Origin of the sequence: Enterobacter sp. 120016 (assembly GCF_018383635.1) — a bacterium.
GTDB lineage: Bacteria > Pseudomonadota > Gammaproteobacteria > Enterobacterales > Enterobacteriaceae > Enterobacter > Enterobacter asburiae_D.
Genome location: NZ_JAHAWC010000008.1, coordinates 98,399 through 117,226, shown reverse-complemented (window position 1 = coordinate 117,226; position 18,828 = coordinate 98,399). Strand labels below are relative to the sequence as shown.

Here is an 18,828-nt window from a genome sequence, read left to right as displayed (position 1 = left end):
AAGTAATCTCCAGGCTTTCTGAAATTCCGTTTTAAAATCAACGGACTGTTTCTGCAAATATTTGCAAAAACTGAATGAGAGCGAGGTCACACTATGCCGGGCAGGTTGAAAATGGAGGAAATTGCGGCCCTGACGGGCTATTCCGTCAGCACGGTTTCGCGGGTATTAAGCGGCAAGTCTTATACCAGCGATAAAGCCAGAGAGGCGATCGTTCGCACCGCGCGAGAATTAGGGGTGCTGGAGTCAATGGCGAGCGGAAGACTACTAATTAACGGTATCGCTGTTTTTGCGCCGGAAAGAACCTTTCAGGGACGCGGGGATATTTTTTATCTGGAAGTGACGAAAGGGATCGCTGAAGCCTGCTCGCGGCACAACGTGTGGGTCAGCTGCTGTGGTTTAGAAGAACAGCACGCCGATGTGAAAGTTTTTATGGAAAAGGCCAGTCATAAGAATATCAACGCGATAATTATTATCGGGACTGATGATTCCACCATATTTAAACTGGCGAGCACGCTGAATAAGCCCTGCGTTTTGATTAATTCCGTCGATCGGGATCGGGTGCTGGATGCCGTGTCGCCCGATCACCGGGCGATTGGTTTCACCGCCATGCAGTACCTTTTTGAGCAGGGACATCGCCGTGTGCTTACGCTCACCTGCCTGCGGCGGGATACGCTTTATGCGCGTCTGGACGGCATCAAAGAGGCGTACCGTCATTTTCACGTGGCCTTTGACCCGCAGCGCGATTTGCTCGTGACGGAGTGGTTTACCGCTGAAGAGGCCGAGCAGGCGCTGGATGCGTGGCTGTTGAATCATGACCGTTCCCAGTGGCCGGAGGTCATTTTCCCGAACAGTACCAGCATGGTGGAAGGCGTGGTCAGAGCGTTAACGCGCCACGGGCTGCGCATTCCGGAAGACATTTCGCTAATTACGACCGATTTTGCATGGAATTTAGCGCACCGTCTGGAAAAACCGGTCACGGGCGTCACGGTGCCCTGCCGCGAGCTGGGGATTGAGGCCGTTCACCTGCTGCAAACGCGGCTTAACCGACCGCAGGCGCCGGTCTTTAACCTGCTGTTGCAGGGCAAAGTGATGGATTACGGTTCGGTCAGTAACGCCACGCGCCACGCGGCTCGCGTGGCGCTGGATCAATAATCAGGCCAGCTGTGGCGGCAGGCAGACGCCGATGCCTCCGATTCCGCAGTAGCCGTACGGGTTTTTATGCAGATACTGCTGGTGGTCGTCCTCGGCATAGTAGAACGGTTTCGCGCTGGTGATTTCCGTCGTTACCTCGCGCGTATCGCCCGCTTCACGCATGGCCTGCTGGAAGCGCTCAAGGCTGGCGCGCGCGGCGGCATCCTGCTCAGGCGTAAGCGGATAAATGGCCGAGCGGTACTGGGTGCCGTGGTCGTTGCCCTGACGCATGCCCTGCGCCGGGTCATGGTTTTCCCAGAAGACCTGCAGGAGCTGCTCGTAGCTAATCACCGCAGGGTCATAGACCACGCGTACCGCTTCCGCATGTCCGGTTTCGCCGGAGCAGACCTCGCGATAGGTAGGATTCGGCGTGTAACCGCCCGTGTAGCCAGCCGCCGTGCTGTAAACGCCGGGCAGCTGCCAGAAGAGGCGCTCAACGCCCCAGAAACAGCCCATGGCGAACAGGGCGATTTCCATTCCCTCCGGCACGTTGGTCATGGAATGGTTATTGACGGCGTGTAAGGTCGCCACAGGCATAGGGGTGTTGCGTCCCGGTAATGCATCGGTTTGTGAAACCAGATGCTTTTTGTCGAATAAACTCACGATGGGGCCTCCCGGGGTGCGATGTTTCAGTTAAGGTTGTCACGAAGCGTTTAATTGAACACAATAAATGCGCTGAATGAGTCTAGATTTAATCATAAGAAATATTTGGGTGTTACACCCATTTTCAACCCGCGATTCGGGTTTTTGGCCAACAGGCCGTGTTTTGCCGCGGAGCGGCACTTCATTTGCTTCCAGGGTGGAAACAGGGATATTCAGGAGAAAACGTGACAAAAATCCGCCAGTTATGTTTGGTCAGTGTGTTGCTGACAAGCGGGATTGCCAGCGCGGCGAATGTCCGTTTGCAGGTTGAGGGGTTATCCGGGGCGCTGGAAAAAAACGTGCGTGCGCAGCTATCGACCATCCAGAGTGATGAGGTGACGCCGGACCGGCGTTTTCGCGCGCGCGTTGATGACGCCATCCGTGAAGGGCTGAAAGCGCTGGGGTATTACGAACCCACCATTGATTTCGATCTCCGCCCGCCGCCAAAAAAGGGGCGCCAGGTCCTTATTGCCCGCGTTTCGCCGGGTGAGCCGGTACTGATTGGCGGTACGAACGTCATCCTGCGCGGCGGGGCGCGTACCGACCGGGATTACCTGGATCTGCTCAGCACGCGGCCGAAAGTCGGTACCGTGCTTAACCACGGCGACTACGACCATTTCAAAAAAGAGCTGACGAGCGTTTCCCTGCGCAAGGGCTACTTCGACAGCCAGTTCAATAAAAGCCAGCTGGGCATTGCGCTGGATCGACGTCAGGCCTTCTGGGATATCGACTACGACAGCGGGGAACGCTATCGCTTTGGCGATGTGACGTTTGAAGGTTCGCAGATTCGTGAAGAGTATCTGCAGAACCTCGTGCCGTTCAAAAAAGGGGATTACTACCAGTCGAGGGACCTGGCGGAACTGAACCGTCGCCTTTCCGCTACCGGCTGGTTTAACTCCGTGGTTGTCGCGCCGGAATTTGATAAGTCTCGCAAAACCAAGGTGTTGCCGCTGCATGGCGTTGTCTCGCCGCGCACCGAGAACACCATTGAGACCGGTGTTGGCTACTCGACGGATGTTGGACCACGCGTGAAAACCTCGTGGAAAAAGCCGTGGATGAACTCGTACGGCCACAGCCTGACCACCAGCCTGAGCCTCTCTGCGCCCGAGCAGCAGCTGGATTTCAGCTACAAAATGCCGCTGCTGAAAAATCCGCTTGAGCAATATTACCTTGTGCAGGGCGGTTTTAAGCGCACCGACTTGAACGACACCAAGCAGGACTCTACGACGCTTGCGGTCTCCCGCTTCTGGGATCTCTCCAGCGGCTGGCAGCGCGCCATTAACCTGCGCTGGAGCCTGGACCACTTTACCCAGGCCAACGTCACCAACACCACCATGCTGCTTTATCCGGGCGTGATGATCAGCCGCACCCGCTCGCGTGGGGGCCTGATGCCGACCTGGGGCGACTCGCAGCGCTACTCCATCGACTATTCCAACTCCGCCTGGGGCTCCGACGTGGACTTCTCCGTCCTGCAGGCGCAAAACGTCTGGATCCGCACGCTGTATGACAAACACCGCTTTGTGATGCGCGGCAATCTCGGCTGGATTGAAACGGGAGACTTCGAGCGCGTTCCGCCGGATCTGCGTTTCTTCGCCGGGGGCGACCGCAGCATTCGTGGGTATAAGTACAAATCGATCTCGCCTGAGAACGAAAAGGGCCAGCTAACCGGTGCGTCAAAACTGGCGACGGGATCGCTGGAGTATCAGTACAACGTCAGCGGAAAGTGGTGGGGTGCCATGTTTGTTGACGGCGGTGAAGCGGTGAACGATATCCGCCGCAGCGACTTTAAAACCGGCGCGGGCGTGGGCGTACGCTGGCAGTCACCCGTCGGGCCCATCAAGCTCGATTTCGCCGTGCCTGTCGGCGACAAAGAAGAACACGGATTACAGTTTTACATCGGTCTGGGGCCTGAATTATGAGTTTATGGAAGAAAATAAGCCTCGGGGTGCTGATTTTTATCGTGCTGCTGCTCGGTACGGTGGCGTTTCTGGTAGGAACGACGACCGGGCTGCATCTGCTGTTTAACGCTGCGAACCGCTGGGTGCCGGGGCTGGAGATTGGTCAGGTGACGGGCGGCTGGCGCGATCTGCGTCTGAAGAATATCCGCTACGAGCAGCCGGGCGTGGCGGTCAACGCCGGGGAGTTCCATCTCGCGGTGAAGCTGGGCTGTCTGCGTGACAGCAGGCTCTGCGTCAACGATCTGTCGCTTAAAGACGTCAACGTGGCGATAGACTCGAAAAAAATGCCGAAGTCTGCGCCGGTCGAGGAGGAGGACAGCGGCCCGCTGAATCTCTCCACGCCGTACCCGATCGCGCTCTATCGGGTGGCGCTTGATAACGTCAATATCAAAATCGACGACACCACCGTGTCCGTGATGGATTTCACCTCCGGCCTGCGCTGGCAGGAGAAAAACCTCACCCTGACGCCGACGTCCCTGCAGGGCTTGCTGATCGCGCTGCCGAAGGTGGCCGACGTGGCGCAGGAAGAGATCGTCGAGCCGAAGATCCAGAACCCGCAGCCGGAAGAAAAGCCGCTGGGCGAAACGCTGAAAGATCTCTTCTCGAAGCCTGTCCTGCCGGAAATGACAGACGTTCACCTGCCGCTGAACCTCAACATTGAGGAGTTCAAAGGCGAGCAGCTGCGCCTGACCGGCGATACCGATCTGACGGTCTACACCATGCTGCTGAAGGTCAGCAGCATTGACGGCAACATGAAGCTCGACGCGCTGGACATCGACACCAACCAGGGCTCGGTGAATGCGTCGGGGAATGCGCTGCTGCGCGACAGCTGGCCGGTGGATATTACGCTGAACAGCGCGCTTAACATCGATCCGCTGAAAGGCGAAAAGGTGAAGGTCAAAGTGGGCGGGGCGCTGCGCGAGAAGCTGGACGTCGGGGTCAATCTCTCCGGCCCGGTGGACATGGTCCTGCGCGCACAAGCGCAGCTGGCGGAAGCCGGGCTGCCGCTCAATCTTGAGGTTGTCAGCAAGCAGCTTTCCTGGCCGTTCACCGGCGAAAAGCAGTTCCAGGCCGATGACCTGAAGCTGAAGCTGAGCGGCAAGATGACCGACTACACGCTCTCGTTCCGCACCGCGGTGAAGGGGCAGGGCGTACCGCCCGCGAACATCACGCTGGATGCGAAGGGCAACGAGCAGCAGGTCAACCTCGACAAGCTGACCGTCGCGGCGCTGGAGGGCAAAACCGAGCTGACCGCGCTGCTCGACTGGCAGCAGGCGATCAGCTGGCGCGGCGAGCTGAAGCTGACGGGCATTAACACCGCCAAAGAGGTGCCGGACTGGCCGTCGAAACTGGATGGCCTGATCAAAACCCGCGGCAGCCTGTACGGCGGTACGTGGCAGATGGACGTGCCGGAAATTAAGCTCACCGGCAACGTGAAGCAGAACAAGGTTAACGTTGAAGGCTCGGTGAAAGGCAACAGCTATCTCCAGTGGGTTATCCCGGGGCTGCACGTGGCGCTGGGCCGCAACACGGCGGATATCAAAGGCGAGCTGGGGGTAAAAGATCTCAATCTGGACGCCACCATCGACGCGCCGAATCTGGATAACGCCCTGCCGGGGCTTGGCGGCACCGCGAAAGGGCTCGTGAAAGTGCGCGGTACGGTGGAGGCGCCGCAGCTGCTGGCGGACATTACCGCCAATAACCTGCGCTGGCAGGAGCTGAGCGTGGCCCGCGTTCGCGTGGAAGGGGATGTGAAATCCACCGATCAGATCGGCGGTAACCTGAACCTGCGCGTGGAGCGCATTTCTCAGCCGGACGTGAACATTAATCTGGTCACCCTAGATGCCAAAGGGAACGAGAAGCAGCACGATCTCCAGCTGCGCGTGCAGGGTGAGCCGGTCTCCGGTCAGCTGCACCTGACCGGCAGCTTTGACCGCAAGGACGAACGCTGGAAAGGAACGCTGGACAACACCCGCTTCAATACGCCTGTTGGGCCGCTGGCGCTGTCGCGCTCCATCGCGCTGGACTACCGCAACGCCGAGCAGAAGATCAGCATTGGGCCACACTGCTGGACCAACCCGAATGCGGAGCTGTGCGTACCGCAGACCATTGATGCGGGTGCGGAAGGACGCGCGCAGATCAACCTCAACCGCTTCGATCTGGCGATGCTGAAGCCGTTTATGCCGGACACGACCCAGGCCAGCGGCGTCTTCAGCGGGAAGGCCGATGTGGCCTGGGACACCACCAAAGAGGGGCTGCCGCAGGGCAGCGTCACGCTGTCCGGGCGTAACGTGAAGGTGACGCAGGAGGTCAACGACGCGCCGCTGCCGGTGGCGTTCGACACCCTAAACCTGAGTGCTGACCTGCATAACAACCGTGCGGAGCTGGGGTGGCTTATCCGTCTGACCAACAACGGCCAGATGGACGGACAGATACAGATTACCGATCCGCAGGGACGGCGTAATCTGGGCGGCAACGTCAACATTCGTAACTTCAACCTGGCGATGGTGAACCCGATTTTCGCGCGCGGAGAAAAAGCCGAGGGCATGGTGAATGCCAACCTGCGCCTGGCCGGCAACGTGCAAAGCCCGCAGCTGTTCGGCCAGCTGCGCCTCAGCGGTGTGGATATCGACGGTAACTTCATGCCGTTCGATATGCAGCCCAGCCAGATTGCGATGAACTTCAACGGTATGAGCTCGACGCTGAGCGGCTCGGTGCTCACCCAGCAGGGGCAAATCAACCTGAGCGGCGACGCGGACTGGAGCCAGATCGATAACTGGCGCGCCCGCATCGCGGCGAAGGGGAGCCGGGTACGCATCACCGTACCGCCAATGGTGCGCCTGGACGTCTCGCCAGACGTGGTCTTTGAAGCCACGCCAAGCCTCTTCACGCTTGACGGACGCGTCGACGTACCCTGGGCGCGCATCGTGGTTCACGACGTGCCGGAAAGTGCGGTCGGCGTCTCAAGTGATGAAGTTATGCTCAATGAAAATCTGAAACCTGTCGAACAGAAGAGCGCTGGCATACCGATTAATAGTAACCTTATCGTGCACGTGGGGAATAACGTGCGGTTGGATGCGTTTGGGCTGAAGGCGAGGCTCACGGGCGACCTGAAGGTGGCGCAGGATAAACAAGGGCTTGGCCTGAACGGGCAGATCACTATTCCTGAAGGGCGTTTCCACGCCTATGGTCAGGATCTGATTGTTCGCAAAGGCGAGCTGCTGTTCTCCGGTCCACCGGATCAGCCCCTGTTGAACATCGAAGCGATTCGTAACCCGGAAGCGACGGAAAACGACGTCATTGCAGGCGTTCGCGTCACCGGTTCTGCTGATGAACCGAAGGCGGAGATCTTCTCTGACCCGGCGATGTCGCAGCAGGAAGCTCTCTCTTATCTGCTGCGTGGACAAGGTCTGGACAGCGGACAAAGCGACAGCGCGGCGATGACCTCGATGTTAGTGGGTCTGGGGGTTGCACAAAGTGGGCAGGTTGTGGGTAAAATCGGCGAGACGTTCGGCGTAAGCAATCTGGCGCTGGACACCCAGGGCGTGGGTGACTCCTCGCAGGTGGTGGTCAGCGGCTATGTACTGCCGGGTCTGCAGGTAAAATATGGTGTGGGGATCTTTGACTCACTGGCAACACTCACGTTACGCTATCGCCTGATGCCTAAGCTATATCTGGAAGCAGTGTCCGGCGTAGACCAGGCACTTGATCTGCTCTATCAGTTTGAGTTTTAGCAATGCGAATATTTGTCTACGGCAGTTTACGAACCAAGCAAGGCAACAGTCACTGGATGACCAATGCCCTGCTGCTGGGGAATTACAATATCGAGAACTACCAGTTGTACAGCCTGGGCCACTATCCAGGCGCGGTTCCGGGCGAAGGAACAGTACAGGGTGAAGTCTATCGTATTGATAACGCGACGCTTGCCGAACTTGATGCCTTGCGCACCAGGGGCGGTGAATACGCACGCCAGTTGATCCAGACGCCGTACGGAAGTGCGTGGATGTATGTCTACCAGCGTCCGGTCGAAGGGTTAACGCGGATTGTAAGCGGTAACTGGTTAGACAGAGACCAGTACTGAAAAAAAACAACGCCACCGTGAGGTGGCGTTGTTTTTTTGCGCCTCTTGCCGGGTGGCGCTGCGCTCCAGCCACAAAAAAGCCCCGACTCGCGGGGCATTTTTTGATCGGCAGTAAGAATTACTTCTTAGCAGCGCGTTCGAAAGAGGCGATGATTTCTGCTTTCGCCGCTTCTGCGTTGTCCCAGCCGTCAACTTTAACCCACTTGCCTTTTTCGAGGTCTTTGTAGTGCTCGAAGAAGTGAGTGATCTGCGCTTTCAGCAGCTCTGGCAGGTCGTTCACATCTTTGATGTGATCGTATTCTTTGCTCAGCTTGGTGTGCGGTACCGCAACTAGCTTCGCATCTTCACCGGATTCGTCGGTCATTTTCAGCACGCCAACTGGACGGCAGCGAATGACGGAGCCTGGCTCCAGTGGGTATGGCGTTGGGACCAGCACGTCAACCGGGTCACCGTCCAGAGACAGGGTGTGGTTGATGTAACCGTAGTTGCACGGATAGAACATCGCGGTAGACATGAAACGGTCTACGAACAGGGCGCCGCTCTCTTTGTCCACTTCGTATTTGATCGGATCTGCGTTAGCCGGGATTTCGATAACTACGTAGATATCTTCTGGCAGTTCTTTACCCGCTGGGACGTTGAGTAAGCTCATGTCGGTGTCCTTTAAAATGGATGGTAAACAAGTGGCAGGTATTATAGCCAACTCGCGCTGAATGTCTCCGCCTGTTTTCGCTTTCTCTCCCCGCTTTCCCCACTTTTCAGACCGATTCCATGACAGGAAAATCCATAAACTCAGCCGCTTTTTTCATGGCGAAATGAAAGCGATTACAAACTTGTGATTAACGTTTTATTCACTTTTCTGAAGTGTGATGTAACGCAATTCGTTACATATTTCATGGGCTATAGTCATTCCGCAGAACATCTTTTAACCAACAATAACTCACCCTACGAGGACGTTCATATGTGGAAGCGCTTACTCCTGGTCACAGCAGTTTCGGCAGCCATGTCGTCTATGGCGATGGCCGCTCCCTTAACCGTAGGTTTTTCGCAAGTCGGCTCTGAATCTGGCTGGCGAGCGGCAGAAACCAACGTGGCGAAAAGCGAGGCTCAGAAACGCGGCATTACCCTGAAAATCGCCGATGGTCAGCAAAAACAAGAGAATCAGATCAAAGCCGTGCGCTCCTTTATCGCCCAGGGCGTGGATGCCATCTTTATTGCACCCGTCGTGGCGACCGGCTGGGAACCCGTCCTGAAGGAAGCGAAAGACGCTGAGATCCCGGTCTTCCTGCTCGACCGTTCCATCGACGTCAAAGACAAATCCCTCTATATGACTACCGTCACCGCCAACAACGTGCTTGAAGGGCAATTGATTGGCGACTGGCTGGTGAAGCAGGTCGACGGCAAGCCGTGTAACGTCGTTGAGCTGCAGGGCACCGTCGGCGCGAGCGTGGCCATCGACCGTAAAAAAGGCTTTGCTGAAGCCATCGCTAAAGCGCCAAACATCAAGATTATCCGCTCTCAGTCCGGCGACTTTACGCGCAGTAAAGGTAAAGAGGTTATGGAGAGCTTCATTAAGGCTGAAAACAACGGCAAGAACATCTGCATGGTTTACGCCCACAACGATGACATGGTGATCGGTGCGATTCAGGCGATTAAAGAAGCGGGCCTGAAGCCGGGCAAAGATATCCTCACCGGCTCTATCGACGGCGTGCCGGACATCTATAAAGCGATGATCGACGGCGAAGCCAACGCCAGCGTGGAGCTGACGCCAAACATGGCGGGCCCGGCATTCGACGCGCTGGAGAAATTCAAGAAAGACGGCACGATGCCTGAGAAGGTGACGGTCACCAAGTCCACGCTCTACCTGCCTGACACGGCGAAAGAAGAGTTAGAGAAGAAGAAAAATATGGGCTACTGATCCAGTGAAATTGCCGGGTGGCGCTGCGCTTACCCGGCCTACGGGAACGTGCCGGGGACGTAAATATGAAAACTGAACAACACCAGGAAATCCTCCGCACAGAGGGCTTGAGTAAATTCTTTCCCGGCGTAAAGGCGCTGGATAGCGTTGATTTCAGCCTCCGGCGCGGCGAGATTATGGCGCTGCTGGGCGAGAACGGCGCGGGAAAATCGACGCTGATTAAATCCCTCACCGGCGTTTATCACGCCGATCGCGGCACCATCTGGCTGGAAGGCAACGCCATTTCGCCAAAAAATACCGCCCATGCCCAACAGCTGGGGATCGGGACGGTGTACCAGGAAGTGAACCTGCTGCCGAATATGTCGGTGGCGGATAACCTGTTTATTGGCCGCGAGCCACGACGCTTTGGCCTGCTGCGCCGCAAAGAGATGGAAGCGCGGGCGACAAAGCTGATGGAGTCGTACGGCTTCTCCCTCGACGTCCGCGAGCCGCTGAACCGCTTTTCCGTGGCGATGCAGCAGATCGTCGCCATTTGTCGCGCGATCGATCTCTCGGCAAAGGTGTTGATCCTCGACGAACCCACCGCCAGCCTCGATACCCAGGAAGTGGAGATGCTCTTTACCCTGATGCGCCAGCTGCGCGATCAGGGCGTCAGCCTGATCTTCGTTACGCACTTCCTCGATCAGGTGTATGAGGTGAGCGATCGCATTACGGTGCTGCGCAACGGCAGCTTTGTCGGCTGCCGCGAAACCCGCGAGCTGCCGCAGATCGAGCTGGTCAAAATGATGCTCGGCCGCGAGCTGGAAACCAACGCCCTTCAGCGCGCAGGGCGCACGCTGCTGAGCGAGAAGCCGGTCGCTGCGTTCAGCGATTACGGCAGGAAAGGGGTGATTTCGCCGTTTAACCTGGAAGTCCGCCCGGGCGAAATTGTCGGCCTGGCGGGCCTGCTTGGCTCAGGCCGAACCGAAACCGCCGAGGTGATCTTCGGGATCAAGCCGGCCGACAGCGGCAGCGCGCTGATCAAGGGCAAACCGCAAACCCTGCGATCGCCGCATCAGGCGTCGTGTCTGGGCGTCGGCTTCTGCCCGGAAGACCGGAAAACGGACGGCATCATTGCCGCCGCCTCGGTGCGGGAAAATATCATTCTGGCGCTGCAGGCGCAGCGCGGCTGGTTAAGGCCTATCCCACGAAAAGAGCAAAACGCCATAGCCGAGCGCTTTATCCGTCAGTTGGGTATTCGTACCCCGAGTGCGGAGCAGCCTATTGAGTTTCTTTCCGGCGGTAACCAGCAGAAGGTTCTCCTCTCGCGCTGGCTGCTGACCAAACCGCAGTTCCTGATCCTCGACGAGCCGACGCACGGCATTGACGTGGGTGCGCACGCTGAAATTATTCGTCTGATCGAAACGCTGTGCGCGGACGGTCTGGCGCTGCTGGTTATCTCGTCCGAGCTGGAAGAGCTGGTGGGCTATGCCGATCGCGTCATCATCATGCGCGATCGCAAACAGGTGGCAGAGATCCCGCTGGATAAGCTGTCCGTTCCGGCAATCATGAATGCCATCGCGGCATAAGGAGTGAATCGTGATGCCCCGTTCACTTTCGCAAACCGGTGAGTCAAAGCGCCGCTTTAGCTGGCCGACCGGCACGCCGCAAATCGCGGCGCTGCTGGTGGTACTGCTGGTGGATAGCCTGGTCGCGCCGCATTTCTTCCAGATTATCGTGCAGGATGGCCGCCTGTTTGGCAGCCCGATAGACATTTTAAACCGCGCCGCGCCCGTGGCGCTGCTGGCCATCGGGATGACGCTGGTCATCGCCACCGGCGGGATTGACCTCTCCGTCGGCGCGGTGATGGCTATCGCCGGGGCTACGGCCGCCTCCATGACCGTGGCCGGACACAGCCTGCCGGTGGTACTGCTGGCGGCCTTAGGCACCGGCGTGCTGGCTGGATTATGGAACGGCATTCTGGTGGCGGTGCTGAAAATTCAGCCCTTTGTCGCCACCCTTATCCTAATGGTGGCCGGGCGCGGCGTGGCGCAGCTGATTACCTCCGGACAGATTGTCACCTTTAACTCCCCGAGCCTGGCGTGGCTCGGTAGCGGCAACCTTCTGTTCTTCCCGACGCCGGTAATTATTGCCCTGGCCACGCTCGTCGTCTTTTGGCTCTTCACCCGCAAAACGGCGCTGGGCATGTTCATTGAGGCCGTCGGGATCAACATCCGCGCCGCGCGCAACGCCGGGGTCAACACCCGGCTGATGGTGATGCTGACCTACGTGCTGAGCGGCGTGTGCGCCGCCATTGCCGGGGTCATCGTCGCGGCGGATATTCGCGGGGCCGATGCCAACAACGCGGGACTGTGGCTGGAGCTGGACGCGATCCTCGCGGTGGTGATCGGCGGCGGGTCGCTAATGGGCGGGCGCTTTAACCTGCTGCTCTCGGTGATAGGCGCGCTGATCATTCAGGGCATGAACACCGGGATCCTGCTTTCGGGATTCCAGCCGGAGCTTAACCAGGTGGTGAAGGCGGTGGTCGTGCTCTGCGTGCTGATCGTCCAGTCGCCGCGCTTTGTCAGCATCATTAAGGGGATCCGTGGCCATGATAAAACGTAATTTACCGCTCATGATCACGCTGGGCGTATTTGTGCTGGGGTACCTCTACTGTCTGACGCAGTTCCCCGGTTTTGCCTCGACGCGCGTGATTTGCAATATCCTGACCGATAACGCCTTTTTAGGCATCATCGCCGTCGGGATGACCTTTGTGATCCTCTCCGGCGGGATCGATCTCTCCGTCGGGTCGGTGATCGCGTTTACGGGCGTGTTCCTCGCGAAGGCGATCGGCTTCTGGGGGATCTCTCCGCTGGTGGCGTTTCCGCTGGTGCTGGCGATGGGCTGCGCGTTTGGCGCCTTTATGGGGCTGCTGATCGACGCGCTGAAAATCCCGGCGTTTATCATTACCCTCGCGGGGATGTTCTTCCTCCGTGGGGTGAGCTATCTGGTGTCGGAAGAGTCGATTCCGATTAACCATCCGGTGTACGACACGCTCTCCAGCCTGGCGTGGAAAATTCCCGGCGGCGGCCGCCTGAGCGCGATGGGGCTGCTGATGCTGGGCGTGGTAGTGATTGGCATCTTCCTCGCACATCGTACCCGGTTTGGCAATCAGGTTTACGCCATCGGCGGTAACGCCACGTCGGCAAACCTGATGGGGATCTCAACCCGCAGCACCACCATCCGCATCTATATGCTCTCGACCGGCCTGGCGACGCTGGCAGGTATTGTCTTCTCGGTGTATACCCAGGCGGGCTATGCCCTTGCAGGCGTGGGCGTTGAGCTGGATGCGATTGCTTCTGTGGTTATCGGCGGCACGCTGCTCAGCGGCGGGGTGGGCACGGTGCTGGGGACGCTGTTCGGCGTGGCCATCCAGGGGCTGATACAAACCTATATCAACTTTGACGGCACGCTCAGCTCCTGGTGGACGAAGATCGCCATCGGCATTCTGCTGTTTATTTTTATTGCCCTGCAGCGGGGGCTGACGGTGCTCTGGGAGAACCGTCAAAGCTCGCCTGTTACTCGCGTAAACACATCGGTAACAGAGCGATAACACGCTGAATTTGCTTAAAGTCTAAACATTTTCCGGTAGCGGCCGATACTCTTTTTTTATGCCCAGAAATATCTCGCTACCGGAAATAATATCATGCTTAAAACGCTATCGATTCGTACCGGCTTGCTCTCTTTACTGGCCGTTATGACCCTTCTGCTGCTGATTGTCAGCGGTATCGGCATTTATGCCCTCACACAGAGTTCTTCTTCACTGCAGCGAATTAATCACCTTCAGGGTGAGCAGATGGTGCAGCTTAATTCAGGCTATACGCTGATCCTGCGCGCGCGCAATGAGGCGGGCCAGGCCGTCCGCATGATGGAAATCGGCATGCTGGACGATGCGGCCAAAGCGGTAAAAAACATCAATCAGGAAGTTGCCCTGGCCCAGAAAACGCTGAAAGGCGTGATCGACGGCGGCGTGGCTGACGAGCAGGGACAACAGCTGCTCGATAAAGTGGCGGCCAGCCTGGCGACGTATAGCCAGCAGGGGATCAACCCGATGCTGAAAACCCTGAATGATCAGAGTGCGGACGGGTACTACGATCTTCTGGAGAAGACGCTGATACCGGTGGCGAAGCAGTTTGATAACGATATGCAGGCGTTTCAGAAATGGAGCGAAGCGCGTGGTCAGGCGGAAGTGAGTGCCGTGCAGGCGAGTAAAACCCGCGTACTGATCCTGATTATCGTCGCCGCGCTGCTGACGGCGGGCATTATCGTGCTCGCCTGGCTGGTGCTGCGCCATATGCTGCTCAAGCCGCTCTCGGCCTCCATTGCTCAGCTGGAGAACGTGGCCGCGGGTGATTTAACCCATACGCTGAATGCCCCCGCGAGCCAGGAGTTTAACCGCCTCAACGCGGTGATAGAGGAGATGCGCCAGTCGCTGATGAACTCGGTTATGCGGGTACGCGACGCCAGCGCGCAAATTGACACCGGCAGCCGCGAGCTGACGCTGGGAAACCGCGATCTTGCCGAGCGCACGGAATCCACCGCCACGTCGCTTGAGCAGACGGCGGCCAGCATGGAACAGATCACCGCCACGGTGAAGCTCAACGCCGATAACGCCGAGCAGGCGCACCAGCTGGCGAAGTCGGTGTCCGACACGGCCGATCACGGCAGCGAGATGGTCTGCTACGTAATTGAAAAAATGCGCGATATCTCCGGCAGCTCGGCGCGCATCGCCGACATCCTGAGCGTGATCGACGGTATTGCCTTCCAGACCAATATCCTGGCGCTTAACGCCTCCGTGGAAGCGGCGCGCGCGGGCGAGCAGGGGCGCGGGTTTGCCGTCGTCGCGGGCGAAGTGCGAAACCTCGCCAGCCGCAGCGCCGACGCGGCGAAAGAGATCCGAACGCTTATCAGTGATTCGCAGACCCACGTTACCGAGGGCAGCGAGCTGGCCCAGCAGGCTGGCGAAACGATGGACGAGATCGCAACAGAAGTGCTGCGCATGACCAAACTGATGCGTGAGATTGCGACCGCGTCTCAGGAGCAGAGCCGCGGCATTGAGCAGGTGAATATTGCGGTGAACCAGATGGACGAAACCGCGCAGCAGAATGCGGCGCTGGTGCAGCAATCCTCCGCCGCGACCCGCTCCCTTGAGGAGCAGTCGCGTCAGCTGATGGAAGCCATGTCATCATTCAAAGTGACGACTCAGACCGCTGCATAATATTACCCAGCCCCGGTACGCTCTGTGCCGGGGTTTTATTTATTCCGGAATTAACTGCCGCAATATTATCATGAATATCACCCATTAATATTTCCAGCGAGCTGGTTAAGGCTAACGCCTTTTCCGTCGGTTCAAGATATAAACCTTTGCGGAAAAATAACGGCTCATCAAAGAGTTGATTAAAGCGCTTTAATGCCAGGCTTACCGCGGGGCGGGACATCTCCAGACGCAAAGAGGCCTTTGCCATGCTGCCGCAGCGGACGATCTCAATAAATACAGGGATAAGATTTAAATCAATGCCGGTATTAGCACGGGAATAATTTTTCATTGCGATTCTGCTCCACGAAATATCTGTCAAACTGTTATGGAAATAATGCAGGAGCAGTGGTGAATATTAAAGCATGTTTTTTATAAACACTTATACGGTAAAATATATAAATGACCAGGGGAGCCAGAACGGCTCCCCTGAAGAGAGGTATTACGCGTCCGGGTACTCACGGATAAAACGTTCAACGTCTTCAACCATGTGGTTGTTGCCGACGAAGAATGAACGGCGCTGGTGAAGGCTTTCCGGCACGATATCCAGAATACGCTCTTTACCGTCGCTCGCCTTGCCGCCCGCCTGTTCGGCGAGGAACGCCATCGGGTTGCACTCGTACAGCAGGCGCAGCTTCCCGTCCGGGTGGCTGGCGGTGCTTGGGTAGAGGTAGATACCGCCTTTCAGCAGGTTACGGTGGAAATCCGCGACCAGAGAGCCAATATAGCGGGACGTGTACGGGCGCTGGGTCGCTTTATCTTCTTCCTGGCAGAATTTAATGTACTTCTTCACGCCGTTCGGGAAGCGGATGTAGTTGCCTTCGTTGATGGAGTAGGTGTTGCCCTTCTGCGGGAAGCGCATGCGTTCCTGGCTCAGACAGAAAACGCCCAGTGACGGATCGTACGTAAAGGCGTGAACCCCGCACCCGGTGGTATACACCAGCATGGTGGAAGAGCCATAAACGACGTAACCGGCAGCAACCTGATTAATGCCCGGCTGCAGGAAATCTTCTTCGGTCACCGGCGTGCCAACAGGCGTGACGCGGCGGTAGATGGAGAAAATGGTACCGACAGAAACGTTAACGTCGATGTTTGAGGAACCGTCGAGCGGATCCATCAGAACAACGTATTTAGCGTGTTCACACCCTTCGAAAACAACAATTTCATCTTCTTCTTCAGAGGCGATACCCGCAACGATGTCGCGCGCGCGCAGTGCAGCTTTCAATTTTTCATTTGCGAACAGATCGAGCTTCTGTTGAACCTCGCCCTGAACGTTCTCGGCACCGCTGGCACCCAGGATATCGACCAGACCGGCCTTGTTGATATCACGGTGGATGATCTTAGCGCCCAGCTTTATTGCCGACAGCAAAGCAGTGAGTTCACCGGTAGCATGAGAGAACTCGTGCTGCTTTTCGACAATAAATTCACCTAACGTTTTCATAACACTTTCCCTGCATCTTTGTGAGTAGAGCGATTGTATGTTCACTAAAACGACTAAAGCCCAACAATCTTAACAAACATTCAAATATTAGCGCAGAGGTGAATCGCGCCAGCAACATACGGATTTACCTGAAATGCGTTTCACAGCCGCTAACATGTGAGTAAAATGTGCGCCACATTGAAGAAGGATAGTGACGTATGCGCATTCATATATTGGGGATTTGTGGCACTTTCATGGGCGGACTGGCAATGCTGGCGCGCTCGCTGGGCCATGAAGTGACAGGTTCGGACGCCAATGTGTATCCGCCAATGAGCACACTTCTGGAGAAACAGGGCATCTCTTTAATTCAGGGCTACGATGCCAGCCAGCTGGATCCCGAGCCGGACCTGGTGATCATTGGCAACGCCATGACCCGCGGCAATCCGTGCGTCGAGGCGGTACTGGAACGCAATATTCCGTTCATGTCCGGCCCGCAGTGGCTGCATGACTTCGTCCTGCGCGACCGCTGGGTGGTTGCCGTTGCCGGTACCCATGGCAAAACCACCACCGCGGGCATGGCGACCTGGATCCTCGAAGCCTGCGGCTACAAGCCGGGCTTCGTGATTGGCGGCGTACCGGGTAATTTCGACGTTTCTGCACGTCTGGGCGACAGCCCGTTCTTTGTGATCGAAGCCGACGAGTACGACTGCGCGTTCTTCGACAAGCGTTCTAAGTTCGTGCATTACTGCCCGCGCACGCTGATCCTCAACAACCTTGAGTTCGACCACGCGGATATTTTTGACGATCTGAAAGCGATTCAGAAACAGTTCCACCACCTGGTGCGCATCGTGCCGGGCCAGGGACGCATCATCCTGCCGGAGAACGACATCAACCTGAAGCAGACCCTGGCGATGGGCTGCTGGAGCGAGCAGGAGCTGGTGGGCGAGCAGGGCCACTGGCAGGCGAAGAAACTCAACGCCGATGCCTCCGAGTGGGAAGTGCTGCTCGACGGTGAAAAAGTGGGTGAGGTGAAGTGGGGCCTGGTGGGCGAGCACAACATGCACAACGGCCTGATGGCCATTGCTGCGGCGCGTCACGTGGGCGTTCTGCCTGCGGATGCGGCTAATGCGCTGGGCTCGTTTATCAATGCCCGTCGCCGTCTGGAACTGCGCGGTGAAGCCCACGGCGTTACCGTATATGACGATTTTGCGCACCACCCAACGGCCATTCTGGCCACGCTTGCCGCCCTGCGTGGCAAGGTCGGCGGCACTGCCCGCATCCTGGCCGTGCTGGAACCGCGCTCGAACACCATGAAGATGGGCATCTGCAAAGATGACCTCGCGCCGTCGTTAGGACGCGCCGATGAAGTCTTCCTGCTGCAGCCGCAGCATATTCCGTGGCAGGTGGCGGAAGTGGCCGACGCCTGCATTCAGCCTGCGCACTGGAGCGCGGATGTGGATGTCCTGGCGGATATGGTGGTGAAAGCCGCTCAGCCCGGTGACCACATTCTGGTGATGAGCAACGGCGGTTTTGGTGGGATCCATCAGAAGCTGCTGGACGGTCTGGCGAAGAAAGCGGAAGCGGCAGCCGCAGAGTAAAAAAAAGCCCGGTGGCGCTTGCGCTTACCGGGCCTACTTTCCCGTGTTTTCTCCCTCGCCCCTCAGGGGAGAGGGCCGGGGTGAGGGGAAGAGATTACTCTTCGTTCTCAGACAGCTCGCGCAGATACTGGAAAATCAGGCGCGCAGACTTCGGCGGCTTATTCCCTTCTTTCTCTTTCTTCGCGTTGCGGATCAAGGAACGCAGCTGCTGGCGGTCAGCATCCGGCCACAGGTTCAGCACTTCCGGTACGGCATCATCACCCTGTTCAATCAGGCGATCGCGGATCTGCTCAAGCTTGTGGAAAAACGCAACCTGCTGGTTGTGGCGGTTTTTCAGCTTGTCCAGCGCCTGACGGATCGGATCGACGTCGCGCTGACGCAGCATTTTCCCGATAAGCTGAAGCTGGCGACGACGGCCTTCTTTTTTGATTTTCTGTGCCAGTTCAATGGCATCACGCAGATCCTGGTCGAGCGGGATCTTGTCCAGCGCGTTTTTACCCAGTTCTACCATTTCTGCGCCAAGCTGTTTTAACTCTTCGGCGTCACGTTTAATTTCACTTTTACTGACCCAGATGATCTCATCATCTTCGTCTTCGATGTCATCACCGGGAACGTCGTCGAGCCAGTCTTCGGGCTGCTTAGTCATGTCAGGCTCCTTAAAAAAAGAGGCTAATGTTACCAGTTAAGACGCGCACTGAAAAACGGTTCTCTGTTAGACTTCAGATAACTC

The 18,828-nt window shown here is 57.4% G+C and carries 15 protein-coding genes; 10 read left to right on the top strand and 5 right to left on the bottom strand.

From position 1 onward, the window contains the following. Positions 1-93: 93 nt before the first annotated feature. Positions 94-1,152 (top strand): LacI family DNA-binding transcriptional regulator, encoded by a 1,059-nt coding sequence (locus KIF87_RS13630; protein WP_213329016.1) that lies wholly within the window; start codon positions 94-96, stop codon positions 1,150-1,152. On the opposite strand, the gene msrA is transcribed toward KIF87_RS13630, so the two are convergent. Continuing rightward, positions 1,153-1,794 (bottom strand): peptide-methionine (S)-S-oxide reductase MsrA, encoded by a 642-nt coding sequence (gene msrA / locus KIF87_RS13625; protein ID WP_213329015.1) that lies wholly within the window; start codon positions 1,792-1,794, stop codon positions 1,153-1,155. A gap of 224 nt (positions 1,795-2,018) precedes the next feature. Here msrA and tamA point away from each other — a divergent pair, with 224 nt between their 5' ends. The 3 genes from tamA to KIF87_RS13610 are packed head-to-tail and all read left to right on the top strand — an operon-like array spanning position 2,019 to position 7,872. Then, positions 2,019-3,752, top strand: a complete 1,734-nt coding sequence (tamA, locus tag KIF87_RS13620; protein WP_213329014.1) for an autotransporter assembly complex protein TamA — start codon at positions 2,019-2,021, stop codon at positions 3,750-3,752. Continuing rightward, on the top strand, positions 3,749-7,525 hold the full coding sequence (gene tamB / locus KIF87_RS13615; RefSeq protein WP_213329013.1) for an autotransporter assembly complex protein TamB: 3,777 nt from the start codon (positions 3,749-3,751) through the stop codon (positions 7,523-7,525). The genes tamA and tamB overlap by 4 nt, the downstream gene beginning before the upstream one ends. 2 nt (positions 7,526-7,527) lie before the next feature. Continuing rightward, the gene (locus KIF87_RS13610) at positions 7,528-7,872 is read left to right on the top strand and encodes a gamma-glutamylcyclotransferase family protein (protein ID WP_014830431.1); all 345 of its coding nucleotides are present in this window, start codon (positions 7,528-7,530) and stop codon (positions 7,870-7,872) included. A 118-nt stretch (positions 7,873-7,990) separates the two neighbouring features. On the opposite strand, the gene ppa is transcribed toward KIF87_RS13610, so the two are convergent. After that, the gene (gene ppa, locus KIF87_RS13605; protein ID WP_010427397.1) at positions 7,991-8,521 is read right to left on the bottom strand and encodes an inorganic diphosphatase; all 531 of its coding nucleotides are present in this window, start codon (positions 8,519-8,521) and stop codon (positions 7,991-7,993) included. 309 nt (positions 8,522-8,830) lie between these two features. On the opposite strand from ppa, the gene ytfQ reads away from it, so the two are divergent. The 5 genes from ytfQ (at position 8,831) to KIF87_RS13580 (ending at position 15,044) form a co-directional block, all read left to right on the top strand. Continuing rightward, positions 8,831-9,787 (top strand): galactofuranose ABC transporter substrate-binding protein YtfQ, encoded by a 957-nt coding sequence (gene ytfQ, locus KIF87_RS13600; RefSeq protein ID WP_014882271.1) that lies wholly within the window; start codon positions 8,831-8,833, stop codon positions 9,785-9,787. A gap of 65 nt (positions 9,788-9,852) precedes the next feature. After that, positions 9,853-11,355 (top strand): galactofuranose ABC transporter, ATP-binding protein YtfR, encoded by a 1,503-nt coding sequence (ytfR, locus tag KIF87_RS13595; protein ID WP_213329012.1) that lies wholly within the window; start codon positions 9,853-9,855, stop codon positions 11,353-11,355. A 10-nt stretch (positions 11,356-11,365) separates the two neighbouring features. Then, positions 11,366-12,391, top strand: a complete 1,026-nt coding sequence (gene ytfT / locus KIF87_RS13590; protein ID WP_183078921.1) for a galactofuranose ABC transporter, ATP-binding protein YtfT — start codon at positions 11,366-11,368, stop codon at positions 12,389-12,391. Beyond that, entirely contained in the window at positions 12,378-13,379 is a 1,002-nt protein-coding gene (yjfF, locus tag KIF87_RS13585; protein WP_023293434.1) for a galactofuranose ABC transporter, permease protein YjfF, read from the top strand. Before ytfT ends, yjfF begins: the two co-directional genes overlap by 14 nt. A 93-nt stretch (positions 13,380-13,472) precedes the next feature. After that, positions 13,473-15,044, top strand: coding sequence for a methyl-accepting chemotaxis protein (locus KIF87_RS13580; RefSeq protein WP_213329011.1), 1,572 nt, complete (start codon positions 13,473-13,475; stop codon positions 15,042-15,044). Here the strand turns inward: KIF87_RS13580 and KIF87_RS13575 are convergent. Beyond that, positions 15,016-15,372: a helix-turn-helix domain-containing protein gene (locus tag KIF87_RS13575; RefSeq protein ID WP_213329010.1), complete on the bottom strand. Its 357-nt coding sequence runs from the start codon at positions 15,370-15,372 to the stop codon at positions 15,016-15,018. The two genes, KIF87_RS13580 and KIF87_RS13575, sit on opposite strands and share 29 nt — an antisense overlap. A gap of 150 nt (positions 15,373-15,522) precedes the next feature. Beyond that, positions 15,523-16,521: a class 1 fructose-bisphosphatase gene (fbp, locus tag KIF87_RS13570; RefSeq protein WP_024907283.1), complete on the bottom strand. Its 999-nt coding sequence runs from the start codon at positions 16,519-16,521 to the stop codon at positions 15,523-15,525. A gap of 197 nt (positions 16,522-16,718) precedes the next feature. Here fbp and mpl point away from each other — a divergent pair, with 197 nt between their 5' ends. Continuing rightward, positions 16,719-18,098: a UDP-N-acetylmuramate:L-alanyl-gamma-D-glutamyl-meso-diaminopimelate ligase gene (gene mpl, locus KIF87_RS13565; RefSeq protein ID WP_121424883.1), complete on the top strand. Its 1,380-nt coding sequence runs from the start codon at positions 16,719-16,721 to the stop codon at positions 18,096-18,098. Between the two features lie 94 nt (positions 18,099-18,192). Here mpl and yjgA read toward each other — a convergent pair whose 3' ends face one another. After that, positions 18,193-18,744 carry a ribosome biogenesis factor YjgA gene (gene yjgA / locus KIF87_RS13560; protein ID WP_023334300.1) on the bottom strand — a complete coding sequence of 184 codons (552 nt, stop codon included), beginning with the start codon at positions 18,742-18,744 and terminating at the stop codon, positions 18,193-18,195. Positions 18,745-18,828: the final 84 nt, after the last annotated feature.

What these genes read in the sequence shown, in the direction of transcription:
- KIF87_RS13630 (WP_213329016.1), top strand. Translation starts at nt 94, where the DNA reads ATGCCGGGCAGGTTGAAAATGGAGGAAATTGCGGCCCTGACGGGCTAT.
- tamB (WP_213329013.1), top strand. Translation starts at nt 3,749, where the DNA reads ATGAGTTTATGGAAGAAAATAAGCCTCGGGGTGCTGATTTTTATCGTG.
- KIF87_RS13610 (WP_014830431.1), top strand. Translation starts at nt 7,528, where the DNA reads ATGCGAATATTTGTCTACGGCAGTTTACGAACCAAGCAAGGCAACAGT.
- ppa (WP_010427397.1), bottom strand. Translation starts at nt 8,521, where the DNA reads ATGAGCTTACTCAACGTCCCAGCGGGTAAAGAACTGCCAGAAGATATC.
- ytfQ (WP_014882271.1), top strand. Translation starts at nt 8,831, where the DNA reads ATGTGGAAGCGCTTACTCCTGGTCACAGCAGTTTCGGCAGCCATGTCG.
- ytfR (WP_213329012.1), top strand. Translation starts at nt 9,853, where the DNA reads ATGAAAACTGAACAACACCAGGAAATCCTCCGCACAGAGGGCTTGAGT.
- yjfF (WP_023293434.1), top strand. Translation starts at nt 12,378, where the DNA reads ATGATAAAACGTAATTTACCGCTCATGATCACGCTGGGCGTATTTGTG.
- KIF87_RS13580 (WP_213329011.1), top strand. Translation starts at nt 13,473, where the DNA reads ATGCTTAAAACGCTATCGATTCGTACCGGCTTGCTCTCTTTACTGGCC.
- KIF87_RS13575 (WP_213329010.1), bottom strand. Translation starts at nt 15,372, where the DNA reads ATGAAAAATTATTCCCGTGCTAATACCGGCATTGATTTAAATCTTATC.
- fbp (WP_024907283.1), bottom strand. Translation starts at nt 16,521, where the DNA reads ATGAAAACGTTAGGTGAATTTATTGTCGAAAAGCAGCACGAGTTCTCT.
- mpl (WP_121424883.1), top strand. Translation starts at nt 16,719, where the DNA reads ATGCGCATTCATATATTGGGGATTTGTGGCACTTTCATGGGCGGACTG.
- yjgA (WP_023334300.1), bottom strand. Translation starts at nt 18,744, where the DNA reads ATGACTAAGCAGCCCGAAGACTGGCTCGACGACGTTCCCGGTGATGAC.